The sequence below is a fragment of the Peribacillus sp. V2I11 genome (genome assembly GCF_030817135.1).
Classification (GTDB): Bacteria; Bacillota; Bacilli; order Bacillales; family DSM-1321; genus Peribacillus; species Peribacillus simplex.
Genome location: NZ_JAUSYW010000001.1, coordinates 5,014,938 through 5,029,153 on the forward strand (window position 1 = coordinate 5,014,938; position 14,216 = coordinate 5,029,153).

9 protein-coding genes are annotated in these 14,216 nt (G+C 36.4%); 8 read left to right on the forward strand and 1 reads right to left on the reverse strand.

Features of this window, described 5'->3' with window-relative positions; genetic code table 11:
- The first annotated feature begins 122 nt into the window (after positions 1-122).
- The 3 genes from QFZ73_RS24535 to QFZ73_RS24545 all read left to right on the forward strand — a co-directional run bounded on the left by QFZ73_RS24535 (position 123) and on the right by QFZ73_RS24545 (position 3,611).
- On the forward strand, positions 123-548 hold the full coding sequence (locus QFZ73_RS24535) for a VOC family protein (RefSeq protein WP_251436014.1): 426 nt from the start codon (positions 123-125) through the stop codon (positions 546-548).
- A 173-nt stretch (positions 549-721) separates the two neighbouring features.
- Positions 722-1,849: an IS110 family RNA-guided transposase gene (locus tag QFZ73_RS24540; protein WP_307271791.1), complete on the forward strand. Its 1,128-nt coding sequence runs from the start codon at positions 722-724 to the stop codon at positions 1,847-1,849.
- Positions 1,850-2,831: 982 nt separating this feature from the next.
- Positions 2,832-3,611, forward strand: a complete 780-nt coding sequence (locus tag QFZ73_RS24545; RefSeq protein WP_307271794.1) for a hypothetical protein — start codon at positions 2,832-2,834, stop codon at positions 3,609-3,611.
- 300 nt (positions 3,612-3,911) lie between these two features.
- Here QFZ73_RS24545 and QFZ73_RS24550 read toward each other — a convergent pair whose 3' ends face one another.
- Complete coding sequence (locus tag QFZ73_RS24550; protein WP_251436009.1) at positions 3,912-4,556, reverse strand: 2OG-Fe(II) oxygenase; 645 nt, start codon at positions 4,554-4,556, stop codon at positions 3,912-3,914.
- Positions 4,557-6,772: 2,216 nt separating this feature from the next.
- Here QFZ73_RS24550 and galU point away from each other — a divergent pair.
- The 5 genes from galU to QFZ73_RS24575 all read left to right on the forward strand — a co-directional run bounded on the left by galU (position 6,773) and on the right by QFZ73_RS24575 (position 13,525).
- Positions 6,773-7,678: a UTP--glucose-1-phosphate uridylyltransferase GalU gene (gene galU / locus QFZ73_RS24555; protein WP_307271800.1), complete on the forward strand. Its 906-nt coding sequence runs from the start codon at positions 6,773-6,775 to the stop codon at positions 7,676-7,678.
- A 1-nt stretch (position 7,679) separates the two neighbouring features.
- Complete coding sequence (locus QFZ73_RS24560) at positions 7,680-8,999, forward strand: UDP-glucose dehydrogenase family protein (RefSeq protein ID WP_307271803.1); 1,320 nt, start codon at positions 7,680-7,682, stop codon at positions 8,997-8,999.
- A 414-nt stretch (positions 9,000-9,413) separates the two neighbouring features.
- On the forward strand, positions 9,414-10,937 hold the full coding sequence (locus QFZ73_RS24565) for a glycosyltransferase (protein WP_307271806.1): 1,524 nt from the start codon (positions 9,414-9,416) through the stop codon (positions 10,935-10,937).
- Positions 10,924-11,877: a protein kinase family protein gene (locus tag QFZ73_RS24570; protein WP_307271809.1), complete on the forward strand. Its 954-nt coding sequence runs from the start codon at positions 10,924-10,926 to the stop codon at positions 11,875-11,877. The genes QFZ73_RS24565 and QFZ73_RS24570 overlap by 14 nt, the downstream gene beginning before the upstream one ends.
- Positions 11,878-12,499: 622 nt before the next feature.
- Positions 12,500-13,525, forward strand: a complete 1,026-nt coding sequence (locus QFZ73_RS24575) for an NAD-dependent epimerase (protein WP_307271812.1) — start codon at positions 12,500-12,502, stop codon at positions 13,523-13,525.
- Positions 13,526-14,216 lie beyond the last annotated feature (691 nt).

Sequence of the window (14,216 nt, forward strand, 5' to 3'; positions counted from 1 at the left end):
GTTATAAAATACAGTCATGGGTAATAATGGTATAGTGGTTATTGCCACTGACCAGTTCAAAAGGAAGCTTGAAAATCTCTCAAGCTTTGTAAAAAAATTAAAGCAAAAGGAGCTATTTAATTATGACCATGCGATTATCTCCATATTTAATGATGAACGGAAATGCGAAGGAAGCGATCCAATTTTACGAAAAAGCATTGGATGCAAAAGTCCTTTTTAATCAATCTTTTGGAGAAATGCCAGAAAACCCGGAATTTCCTCTGCCAGAAGAAGCAAAGAATCTTGTGGCACACGCAATGTTAAAGGTTGGGGAAACGGACCTCATGTTTTCCGATACGTTTCCAGGTCAAACCAGTCAATCTGGGGATCAAGTCACGATCTGTATTTCAATTAACGATATTGAAAAATCAAAACGAATCTTTGAAAATTTGTCGCAAGGTGGAGAAGTGAAAATGCCATTGCAGGAAGCTTTTTTTAGCCCTGCTTATGGGATTGTATCAGACAAATTCGGTGTAACCTTTCAAATTTATACAGAGGGTCAACAATAATTATCTCTAGTAAAAATAATAGCAGCTGTTTTGGTGACTATTAGTTGCAACTGTTATTAGTCATAATGAACGAAACGGCTCCCATCGATTAACGTAGATTGCACTTGGTCATAATGTTACTACCAAAAATAAAAAACCAAGTGTAGAGCTACACACGAAAAGGAGCCGATATTATGAAGGATGTACAAAAATTTGTTGGTTTAGACGTATCTAAAGATTCAATTGCTGTTGCGATTGCTGATTCTGGTCGTGGTGAACCTAGATTTCATGGAACTATTCAAAATAAACCAGAGGATATTCGCAAATTGATGAAAAAGTTAGGGAAGCCCGAAAGCCTATTAGTATGTTATGAAGCAGGATCTTCTGGGTATGGAATTTATCGATTTCTTCTATCTATGGACATTGATTGTATGGTCGTTGCACCCTCCCTTATTCCAAAGCGATCGGGCGATCGTGTGAAAACAGATAAAAGAGATTCTATTAGATTAGCTCAGCTACTTCGCGCTGGAGAGCTTACTTCTGTATGGGTTCCAGATGAAGATCATGAAGCATTGAGAGACTTAATTCGTGCTCGTCATGATGCTCGTGAGGATTTACAAAGTTCTCGCCAGAGACTTGTTCACTTCTTACTTCGTCATGGAATACGTCCTCCGCAAGGAGTTCGAAATTGGTCCGTAAAACATCGTGAATGGTTAAAACGATTAACATTTGAAAGAGCTTCTCAACGTATTGTTTTTCAAGAATATCTTCATGCAATCAATGAAGTTGAAGATCGTATGAAACGTATCGAAGCTCAAATCCATGAAGAAGCCCTTCAAAGTGAACATGCACCTGTAATTCAAGCACTTCAAACTTTGAGAGGCGTCGCAGAAGTCACTGCGGTTACTCTAGTAGCTGAAATTGGTCAGTTTTCTCGCTTTTCTAACCCTAGACAATTGATGTCCTATGCTGGACTTGTTCCTAAAGAATACTCTAGTGGATCAACTCGTTGGCAAGGTTCCATTACGAAAACAGGAAATTCTCAAGTTCGTCGTTCTATTGTAGAAGTCTGTTGGTCTTATCGGCACCGGCCATCTCTTAAAGGTGAATTACTTAAACGTCAAGAAAATCAGGATCCAGAGGCAAAACGTATTGCTTGGAAGGCACAACACCGTCTTCATATGAAATATCATCGCATCTCCGCTAAAGGAAAAGGTGGAAAAGTGGCTGTGGTTGCTGTTGCTAGAGAGTTGCTTGGATTTATATGGGCTATTGCCTGTGAAATTGAGAATAAGCAAGTAAGTCAATCAAATGTTGCTTAAGACCAGATTGAAAGTAAGACTATGTAATAAAAGTGGTTTTATCGAAAAAGTAATGAAAATTGAAGATTTGGCTCGAAGGTAAACTCCCGGAAAGGAGAACCCTCATGTTCAACTATGCACTAGGTCTAAGGACTGAACGTGCGCCGTTAGTCCGAGGCAGCTCCGTGACGGATGGAGTGAAATGTGGTACCCAACCCACGCATATCAGTTTGTATACCACCGTCAACGTTTTTGCCTTCGTGCCAAGTTTTTAAGTTATCCTTATTCAACTTTTAGGATGGTATCCATTTCGGATTTAGCTTATCAAGGGAAAATGCGCCCTTGACAAGCTAAATCCAAAAGGATATTTGGTTTATAAGTTGAACAAGGAATATCTCTATTCATTGCTGAATGTAACACCATTTAAAACATTTGGGTGTGGTGGGTTGACAGTTTCGTTCATATCAGTTGAATAAGTAAATCCCAATCTCTCAGTGATATAAATGAGAAATTGGGATTTTTAATATTGGAATTTCCTTAACGTTGTTAATCCACGTTTTGCTTGCGGTACTCCTTATGGGTTATGATTCTTATCTCTTTTCATATGCAGCCAAAGATCATCCCGCCCGGTAGCATAGCATGTAAGTTACTTTACGTATATGTATAATGTAGGCGTTCATTCTCACTGTCCCTAGATCCTGGATTCAATCTGAATGTATATATATTGCTCTTAATAACCGAACCCCACCAGTGTATATCATGATTTACGTAGTTACCGATAATGGTTCCACACTTTTAACTTTGATACCTTATCGTTATCTCTCTGTGATATTCGTCATATATTCTTCATCTATTTGTTCTTTGTTTAGAAAATGGCTATGCTATTATTTAAAACATTGACATACAAATTAACCGCATTCTTTGTAAAAATATATTCCTTTTTAATAGGCTAATATCATTCGAAGTAACTTTACGTTGGTAATAAGGGGAAAGGGGGAACAACGTGAACACAGATCAAGCTTTCAACCTGTTAAAGGATGCAGGAGTAACAGAAAGCAGTAGTATACAAACTGTTAGACGCTGGCTTCGTGAGGGTAAGATTAAATATGAGGGAGGAAACGGGAATAGAAAAACTGGATACATCATGGATGGCACAGATCAAGCATTTGAAATGTTAAAAGATGCAGGAGTGACAGATAGCAATAGTGTACAAACTGTTAGGCGATGGCTTCGCGAAGGTAAGATTAAATACGCGGGAAATGGAAAGAGGAACACTGGATACATAAGCGATGACAAAGCTTCAAAGCTGGCTATAAATGATATTATAGATCAAAATAAGGACGAAATCATACACCGATTAAAATTAAAAATACAAGCTCAAGATAAGCATATAGAAGGAATCGAAGAACTTCATGAGACTGCAAAAAGAATATTGATTCAACAAAGGGATTTGTTCAAAAAGGAAGTTGCCATTCTAAAGAATGAGAAAAGTGAATTACAAAATGAAACAAAGGATTTATTAAAAGAAAATATTGAATTACGTAATGAATTGATAAAATTAAAAGAAAAAATCAGAAACAATTACAATATTGACTCCACTACTCAATCAAATGATTATAGTGAAAAATTAGGGCTTTCTAAAATGGCGAGCAACAAAGAAGTATTAGCAGAATATAAAGGGTTATTAAAAATAACTCATCCAGACCATAATGGCAACGCGAAGGTATTTCATTACATTAAGACTGATTACGATAATTTTAGAAAGAGCAACAAAGGTAAATGAATAGTGTTTAAATACATGCAGAGTATTTTCAAATCAATCTTAACGAAAATCCTGGGGTAAAAGCGTATTTCGAGACCCTTGATAGGCGAATCGATTGTTAGGATCAAGAGCGCTCGGAAATTTTTGTGTTCAAAGGGTCGGACCAGTGTTAAATTAGACTATTGATCATTCTTTTTTGATTTCATCGTTTGGCCATTTTAAAAAAACAGATGCCAAATGAACGAATAGGTGCCTTTGTTCATTTGGCACCTAAATTTGAGGACTTTAAAGTCTATCGTTTACACATTATCAAGCTGCAGACTATTTTTGTCTCCTCATCCATTGTGTTGCAACCCATTTTTCCCCAGTGATAACGGGCGCTCCACCATGTAAAGTTAGTTCGTTTATGTTTTTATCGTTATAGAAATATTCGAAATACACAGCCATCCCCTTTCGCGGGGACACTGAAAAATTCAGTTTAGGAAAAAAAGTTTCCCCTCCCTGCTCCACATCATTTAAGTACATGATGATTGTGCTAATTCTATTATTTTTTGCTGCTATACTTGAAGATGTAAAAAAATCAAAATGAGCTTTATACTCTTGACCAGGAGTATATTTAAGAATTTGAATACCATCTCCATGTTCAATGGGGACATTCATGATTGTTGATATCCTTTTTTCAATTTTGGTAATGATGTCATATTCATTTTCTTGGAAAAACATACTACTGCTTGTTCTTATCTCATTTACTTCGTGCGTAACTCCAATTTTGGAACGATGCATTTTGTCTTTTGACAATTCAATAAGACCGTCACATTCTTCGTCACTTAAAACATTTCCTAAAACTACAATTAGAGGTTCTTCTAATTTAGCAATTACATTAATTTCTCTGTCTTCCGTTTTGATTTTATTTCCAATATGATTAAAAATAGTTTGTTCTTTACTTATTTTATTATTCACTGTCAACTTTCATCGACTCCCAAAAGAATGAATTTTCCGAACAGTTCGTTTATCTTATTTCTGTAAGCGTTTCCTATGTTAATTATACCATGAACGTTGTTATATAACTGTTTCTTATTTCTGCTAACAGTGCTTCGTATTATAAGGTCGACCAGTAAAAATTACTGGTTGACCTGGTCCTTGACTTTAGCAAACTCTAATCTTTTACATAAAATATAGTAAACTCACAATATGCACAAGTCTCTTTGTATAGATTTTCATGTGTGTATTTTAACCAAAATCCTTACGTGAATTTATTTCCTTCTATTTAAATAAGAGTAAAAATGACGCTTACTTGCACACATTTTTGTGCAAGTTTTATCATTTTTCTATATTAGGACCAAGACCTCAATCGGACATTTTGTTGTAACAAAAGGAAATGTGCTGAAAGCAAGCGATCATTCAGATTGCCTCACAATGAATGATCCATATAATCAGAAGATGTTTCGTGATCTAAATAAATTGGTTTTTATTGGAAAAGTTCCTGGAACAAGCAAAGAAAATCGATCCTGAATCATATGAAGACTGGCAGAAAAATATCGATTTCTATACGAAATAGGAAACCTATCCGATAGGATGTCAATATGTGAAAATGGGTGCTTCAAAGGATTTAAGCGGGACAAGTATGGCAAAAATGCATGATGAATTCCTCACAATACCAATTATGTTGTACAAGCAGGAAAATTTAAAAGAGTAAAGTCGAGCCCTTAACGTAGAGGAGTTCGACTTTTTAGATTGGAATCTTTAAGCCTATAAAATTTGCGAAATGGGCGGTATAGCATTGTTACTCAAGTTCGTAAAAGTACACGTTCGTGAACGGAGGCGTTTTCTCCTGAACAGCCATTTTTAACGTTCGTAAAAGTACGACCAATTTCAAGAACTTACATTGACTTTTACGAATGTTTTGAATGCGTCATTTTTATTTTTTTAAATGAAATCGCTAATGTTTTTAGTACATTGTTTGTTTCTTCTTCGGTAATGCCTATGTTTCGTAAGGTATGATTTCTGACATACTCCACGTCAGTAAATTCTGCAGCTTGATTTAACTGCCTGTAGGCATGATTTAGGGGAAATGGGGTGTGCTCCCTTAATAGGGACTCTGGACGTTTTTGGCATAGCAATAGCCTCTGAAAGCTTTTCGCGATATACATATCGCGGATTTTTTTTGTTTTGCCTTCCTTGACCATGAGATCTTGTTTTGTTTGCCTTTGAGTTCCAGGATCTTTTCTGTGGTTAGTAAGGGCAGGTCCCCGATACGGAGACCGGTTTCACAGTATTCCCCACTCCTGTCCGACCAATGTGCATCCCTGATTATTTGAGACTCTTCAAAAAGGGTATAGAAACCAACTTCAAAGATATCGATGTAGTTGGTGTAGGGCGTATTCCTGCAGAAATCGAAACCTTTGCGTCGATTGTGCCTATGGGAACCAGCCAATCGTTGCAAATGGAACGGATGACTCATTAGAAATGTATCCAATATACGAAGTTTTACTCTTCTTGTACGGAGAGAGTAGTAGTGTTGCCTTAACCTCTACAAGGATGATAAGAGTTGTTGCTTTAGGAGCTAGTTAATAAAATGCCTAAACTATATCCATTGCAACATAAATCGTACTCTTAGTTATCACGCCTGATAACAATTTAATTAAAATTGGAGGGAGTAAAACCTCCCCTTTTTATTGTCTTTTCAAATATTAGATTAAGAGTTTAATAGTATAAATCCCCCCTTCAAAATCATCCATCATATATTTTGATATAAAGGGGAACGGAAAGGTATTTATGGAAAAACCTCTTATAAATTAGTCACTAAAAACGGGACCTGCTATACCCATTATATTAATCAAAGAAATTGTTGCTCTCATTTCTGACAGCTGGATTTTTTCAAGGAAAGAAAAAAGGAAATCGTTTTGGCTACTGAACCGGAAAAAGCTCACACGTTTATCCAAACCGTATATCGACCATTACACTAAAATCAAGGTAACTCCATTGCATATTAAGTGTAATGGAGTTATTAATTTGGCACTAACCGACAAGTTGCGAGGCTCGGCGACAGCCAGGTTGGAATTCTTACATGTACAGCCTGCTAGTCCCTGTTAAATAAAAATGGACTAATTGGGCTACTAACTAGACCGGAAGTTGTCCTATTGCATATAAAGGATTAATGAATGAAAAAAGGGAGGCAGCTTATGAAAATCCGAAAGGCCATTATTCCGGCCGCAGGCCTCGGGACCCGATTTTTGCCTGCAACAAAAGCCCAGGCTAAGGAAATGCTGCCGATTGTTGATAAACCAACGATTCAATATATTGTTGAAGAAGCAGTAGCTTCGGGTATAGAGGAAATTATTATCATAATCGGTAGAGGAAAAAGATCAATAGAGGATCATTTTGATAAATCTTATGAGTTGGAAGATGCACTTTTAAGAAAAAATCAGCTCGATATTTTAGAGGAAGTTCAGAATATATCTAGTTTGGCAAATATCTATTATGTCCGCCAAAAGGAACCGATGGGGCTAGGACATGCAATTCTCTGTGCTAAAAGCTTCATTGGAAATGAACCTTTTGCTGTTTTGTTAGGGGATGACATCATTATGTCTAAAACACCCTGTCTGAAACAAATCATCAGTGTTTTTGAGTATTGCAACAGTTCCGTCGTAGCTGTTCAGAATGTACCGGAAAAGGATGTCAGTAAATATGGAATTATTAAGCCAAAAGGGACAATGATTGAGCCTAACCTTTTTCATATCGATTCTTTGGTGGAAAAACCGAAAAGGGAAGAGGCTCCTTCCAGATATGCGATAATGGGGCGTTATGTTTTTAGACCTGAGATTTTTGAAACACTATCAAAGCTTCCGGTTGGACATGGTAATGAATTACAACTTACTGAAGCCATAAATGAGCTAAATAAGCAGCAGGCCGTATTAGCATATAACTTTGAGGGAAACCGATATGATATTGGTGATAAAGTTGGATTCATAAAAGCAACAATAGACTTTGCTTTGCGCAGGGATGATATAAGAGACGAGGTACTTTCCTATTTAAGGGATGTAAATAAGAAAGAAAACCTTCAGATTATAAAGAGAGAGCTTGAATAATATGAAAATAGCTGTTTTGGGTACAGGTTATGTCGGGCTGTCCACTGGTGTTTGTTTATCAGAAATAGGGCATAGTGTCATTTGTATCGATACAAATGAACAGAAAATTAAAAATCTACGTCAAGGGATTTCTCCAATATATGAACCGGGTCTGGAGAATTTACTTGCTCAAAATGCTGCAGCGGGTAGACTGCTATTTACAACATCTCATCGAGAAGCGCTAAATGGTGCCGAGATTATCATCATTGCAGTAGGAACACCGCAAATGGAGGATGGGGGAGCAGATTTATCGTATATTGTGCAAGCCGCGAAGGATATTGCTGCGAACCTAGTACAGAGTTCAGTAGTCGTTATAAAAAGTACTGTGCCAGTCGGTACGAATGATTTTATTAAAAAAATTATGGAAGGACTTTGTAACGAAAAGGTCACCTTTAATATGGTCTCAAATCCTGAATTTTTAAGACAAGGGTCAGCCGTCATGGATACGATGCAAGCAGATCGAATCATCATCGGTTCTGAAAATGATGAGGCGTCTAAGAAAGTACAAGAAATGTATCGTCCGTTAAATGTACCATTTATACTAACAAGTATTAGAAGTGCGGAAATGATTAAGTATGCTTCCAATGCCTTTTTGGCGACTAAGATTAGCTTTATCAATGAAGTTGCCAATTTATGCGGAGTAGTAGGTGCAGATGTTAAAGATGTAGCAAAGGGAATGGGAAAAGATAAAAGGATTGGAGAAGCTTTTTTACAGCCCGGTATTGGTTATGGAGGATCTTGTTTTCCAAAGGATGTTAAAGCTTTGCTTCATACTGCCAAGTTAAACGGAGTACATTTTTCCCTGTTAAAAGAAACAGTAGCGATTAATGATTTTCAGCAGGAAATCCTTGTAACGAAAGCAATAAATCGCTTGGGGGATTTAAAAGGGAAAAAGGTTGCAATGCTTGGTCTTGCTTTCAAGCCAGAGACAGACGATATGAGGGAAGCGCCATCAATCAAAATTGCGCGTTCATTAACCAAACTTGGAGCAGAAGTGGTAGCTTATGATCCGGTTGCAATAGATAATGCGAAGAACATATTAGGGGATACAATTAGATTTGCAATCTCAGTCAGCGAAGCGACAGTGGATGCGGATGCTGTATTTATTGTTACCGAATGGAATGAATTTAGACATTTAGATCTGGAGACATTGATGAACACAATGAGACAACCGATTGTTTTTGATGGTAGAAATTGTCTTGAAGAAGTTCGAATCAGAGCGTGCAAGAAAATTGAATATTATCCAATAGGAAGACCAGCAATTGTTATTGGTATGACATAAAGCGAAAACATTTTCTAACACTTCATTAACTCGAACATGATTTTTTAAAGACATATATTAACTAACGATTCAAAGAGGGAGTTGTTAGTCTTAGGCGGGCAAACTGGCAATGCAGCACCTTTGATAGTTCTTGGGTGCTTTTTTATATTTCTTTAAACGGAAGAAAAATCTTCATCGACCATTAGAACCATAGATCAACGTCAACTATTAACATGTTGCATTATTATCATTGTTTGCAAATAAATCTTGTGTCATGGCACGAACTTCAATCCCCTTTGCATTAGGCAAACGCATACTCACTGTCATTTAGCTTTACTTTATGTTATTAGTCCATGCGTACCTATGGAGTCCTGCATAATATACTTGAAAAGGTCCAGGAAATTTGCTTACTATGCTTGAAAGGAGATCATTTATTTGAACACAGTTATGCATTTGAATTTAAGAGTAGACCCGACCCAATATATCTCACAGATTCGAGAAGTTCCTGATTATGATTATATTCATATGGTACGACAACCTAAGTATATGATAGATCTTTCCCTTTTAAATGAGAAGGTTCATTATCTCAATGAAATTTTCTCACCAAAAGAATATGTGGAAAAAAATAATATCTCCCTATTACATGCTCACCATGGGCAATTAGGGATGTTATTACTTCCTTTTAAAGAGGAAACAAACCTTCCGTTGGTAACAAGTATAAGAGGCAGGGATGCAACCCTAGCTAATCAGCCCATTGGCTATTTAGATAACATGAAAATGCTATTTGATCGAGGTGAGCGTTTTTTTCCAGTTTGTCAGTATTTAGCAGATAGGTTAATTGCTTGGGGTTGTCCTTCAGAAAAAATTAGAGTGCTATATGGGGGCGTTGACCTTAACGAATTCAATTACCGGACTCCACATAAAGGGGGCTCTCAAAACATTTTATCCATCGGTAGGTTGGTGGAAAAAAAAGGACATCACATCTTAATGCAAGCTTTTCAAAAAATCAGAGGTAAGTTTCCAAATGCAACCCTGACGATTATCGGAAGGGGGGAGCTTGAAGAATATCTCATTTCATTGGCAAATCAACTTAATTTAGGAGACGCTTTTCGTTTATTAAATCATCTTCCTAAAGATCAAGTACGAGAACAAATGACCAATGCTGATATATTTTGCGCCGCGAGCTTAGAAGCTGCCGATGGAGATGTAGAAGGTATACCTAATACATTAAAAGAAGCTATGGCGATTGGGGTACCAGTGATTTCGACCAATCATGCCGGCATACCTGAATTAATAACAAATAAAAAAGAGGGAATTTTAGTACAAGAAAACAATGTAGATGAACTGGCAGATGCTCTTGAATTTATGCTAACTAACAGAGAGATATGGGAAACATATACAGTAGCGGCTCGTCAAAAAGTCGAACAAAACTTTAACCTCGTCCAACAGCTTCAACAACAAGCTGAATTTTATGTTGAACTTGTAGCCCCTTATAAAGTAGGTAAACAATATTCAGTAACACCTCGCCAAATAGATAAAAAAACCCTTAAGGAGACTCCACAGCCTCAACAGCAAGGTAAGTATGATGGCGAAACATTAGCACCTAGAAAAAAAGCAGATTTAGCCAGAAAAGCCCTTTTTTATATGCAACAGCTTCAAAAGCTTCAAGAGCTTTCACAGCTTCGGCAGCTACAACAGCTTCAACAACTTCAACAGATTCATCAGCTTCAACAGCAGACAAAAGATAAGATCAAAGATGAACTTGTAGCATTTAATAAAAATGGAAAAAAGGCTAAAATTCAACAGAAAGCAAAAGGTAATGATGAAACAATGGCATCTAGTAAAAAAGAAAAAAAGGATCAAAAAGCCGAAAAAGTCAAAAAAGCCCTTAATAAAATTCAACGGTTTCAACAGACGGCCATAGATGAGCAGTTAGGAGGAGATCATGGAGAATTTTAGAACCATTACTGTAACCAAAGGTGAAAAATCTTTGGAAATTCACAATCCCACTACCTATTCGCTTATTGGAATGGGTGCTCAAGGTGCAGTATTTAAACTTTCAGAAGATAAATGTGTAAAAATCTATTCAGACCCGGTACAAGCGAAAATGGAGGAAAAAGCTCTTAAAGCTGGAAAAGATCTACCCTTTATGCCTTTGGTATATGAAACAGGACCAAACTATATAGTCATGGAATATTTTAATGCTCCAACCTTAAAAGAATATCTGAGAAATTGTACGTATATCCCTGATTCTATAGTAAAGAAACTACTCTATATATTAAGGGAATTGAAACAAGCAAAATTCACCATGATAGATGCCCCCCTACGCCATATTTTTGTCGTTGGTAACGAGGAACTTAAGGTGATTGATCATGTAAATTCCTTTAAAAGGATGCATCCTGTACCATTAAAATTATTAAGGGATTTAAAAATAATCCTTTTAAAGGACTCGTTCTTAGCCCAAGTGAAAAAGCTCGAACCGGACACCTTCAATGAGTGGGAGGATTATTTCAATCAAAATAGTTTGGACTTTAGAAACATTCCCGTCCTCTCGGGAGGGTCAGGGAAAGGAGTGAAAGTGGATAGCGCTATAACACAAACACTCATTGGAAAAGGGCATCAAGGTGCTGTTTATCGAGTGTCTGAAGACACATGCGTCAAACTTTACGGAAAAACTGAACATGCAAATCAGGAAAAAATGGTTCTTTTATCAAGTCAAGACTTGCCTTTTATCCCGAAAGTCATTGAAACAGGACCAAATTATATTTTAATGGAATATCTATTAGGACCAGATTTAAATACGTTTCTTAAAAAACAATCTGCACTATCTGAGGATATAACAAAACGATTACTCTATATATTAAAAACAATGGAAAAAATCGGGTTTCAAACAAATTGATGCCCCATTACGGCATATTATTATAACCAGGAGTGGTTTCAAATTAGTCGATCATGTGTACTCGTTTTCACGTGAACAAAAAAGACCTCTCGAGTTATTTAAAGACCTACGGGAAAGAAATTTTTTAGATTCTTTTTTAGAACAAGTGAAGGCGATAGATCCTGGTACGTATGCTGAATGGACAAAAACACCAATCCCATTAACTGAAAATGATAATACGCTTGTATAGTCAAAGTTATGTAACCTGGACCTAACGAAAAAATGTAAAAAGGTTTTACGCCTAAAAAGGAGCATATTAAAACCTGTGATGTTTTCGCATTCAACGGTTTTCAAGATCGTTTTAGCTTAAACTTCAACGTAAGTGTTAGTTCACAGCGGATATAAGAGTGGAAAACTCATAAGGCTTAAAGTGAAAAAGGATATCATGTCATTTGTGGATTACGAATAAAACGTAAGTCTCTCCCCAATGAAGATGTTGAGTTTGCCTCCTCTTTATATCCGTCATAATGAATTTTGTTCTGTTGGTGTAAAGGATCGAAAGTATCAATGTATAAATAATGCTTACTCAGTGTTCCGGAAGTGTCGAAATCCTATTGTAATAGAAAGGATTGGAATCAATACTATGAACATTTTAGTAACAGGGGCTGCAGGTTTCATTGGTTTCCATTTAACAAAACGTTTGTTAGCCCTAGATATCAATGTTATAGGAGTAGACAATATTAATGATTATTATGATGTTTTTTTAAAAAACAATCGACTCAAGATATTAGAAGAAAACCCTGATTTTGAATTCCATAAAATGGATTTGTCAAATAAAGAAAAATTAAATCAATTAGTTAAAGACAGAACGATTGATATAGTCATCAACTTAGCAGCTCAGGCTGGAGTACGTTATAGCATAGACAACCCGGATTCTTATGTTAATTCCAACCTAGTTGGGTTTGTGAATATCTTAGAGGTCTGTCGACAAAATAATGTAAAGCACTTAATTTATGCATCCTCTAGTTCTGTATATGGAGCAAATACTAATATCCCCTTCTCAACCAAAGATCCAGTGGATCATCCAGTAAGTTTATATGCTGCCACTAAAAAGTCTAATGAATTAATGGCTCATACTTATAGTCATTTATATAATATTCCAACCACAGGACTCCGTTTCTTTACGGTGTATGGTCCATGGGGGAGACCTGATATGGCTTATTACTCTTTTACTAAAAATATTATTGAAGAGAATACAATAAAGGTTTTTAATAATGGAGATATGAGAAGAGACTTTACTTATATTGATGATATTGTTGAAGGAATAATCCGATTACTTGATAAACCACCGGTTAATAATATTGGATGGGATAGAGCTAATCCTGATCCAAGTTCAAGCTATGCCCCATACAAAATTTATAATATCGGTAACAATAAGCCCATAAAATTAATGGATTTCATTAACACATTAGAGAAACTGATTGGCAAAAAGGCAAAAATAGAATTCTTACCAATGCAACTGGGAGATGTTAAGGAGACATATGCAGATATTGCCGATTTGCATGCTGATGTGGGGTTCTATCCTTCAACAACAATAGAAGAAGGATTAACTCATTTTGTGAATTGGTACAATAAGTACAATAAAAAAAGAAGTAGTGAAATTTACTAAGTGGGATATCAGTGAATAAAGAACAAGGAATCTCTACTTTAGTCAGTAAGATTAAAAAATATCAATCACCTCAACTTTGTTAATGATAACAAAAGAGGAGGTGATGTATCTAGTTTCCAATGACCAAATATTTCACGTGTTTTTTTTCCTTTGGGCATTTTTGATGGAGGTGCCAACATTAAAACGGCCCGGCTCTCTCTTGGATTTTAGCGCGCTATCCTTAATTCCTCAGTATGGAAAGATCCTTAATCAATAACTGCCCTTGATAAAGTCAGTTATAAATTATTTAAAAAGATAATTACTCTGTAAGGAAATTGAATTTATTCAGGTTACCGTGTACGATCCTACTTTGGAATCTGTTTGGCTAAGTCTAAAAAATACTTTCCAAAGGGTTTTCAAGTTTTATGGCGCTCAGCATACTGCTCTTGAGCTTCCTAGCTGTTATATTATATTTAGCGCTTATATTTATGGATGCATTTTAACTCACACGCAAAACAGGAATGATGGCGATTAAGAACAGCACTAATTTCCTCTTGGAGAATGCCCTAGTTTATGGAGCACTTCTAGTTGTCCACGCTCAAATGTGGTAGTTTCATACTCGTCCTCCATGTAAAAAGTTGTGTGGTAACTTCTATTTTACAAGAGGCAAGTAGGGCTTTTTTTCTAGGCGTCGCATTTAAGTCTGCAATTC

Coding starts and splice junctions, on each gene's coding strand:
- QFZ73_RS24535 (WP_251436014.1), top strand. CDS start 123: ATGACCATGCGATTATCTCCATATTTAATGATGAACGGAAATGCGAAG.
- galU (WP_307271800.1), top strand. CDS start 6,773: ATGAAAATCCGAAAGGCCATTATTCCGGCCGCAGGCCTCGGGACCCGA.
- QFZ73_RS24560 (WP_307271803.1), top strand. CDS start 7,680: ATGAAAATAGCTGTTTTGGGTACAGGTTATGTCGGGCTGTCCACTGGT.
- QFZ73_RS24540 (WP_307271791.1), top strand. CDS start 722: ATGAAGGATGTACAAAAATTTGTTGGTTTAGACGTATCTAAAGATTCA.
- QFZ73_RS24575 (WP_307271812.1), top strand. CDS start 12,500: ATGAACATTTTAGTAACAGGGGCTGCAGGTTTCATTGGTTTCCATTTA.
- QFZ73_RS24570 (WP_307271809.1), top strand. CDS start 10,924: ATGGAGAATTTTAGAACCATTACTGTAACCAAAGGTGAAAAATCTTTG.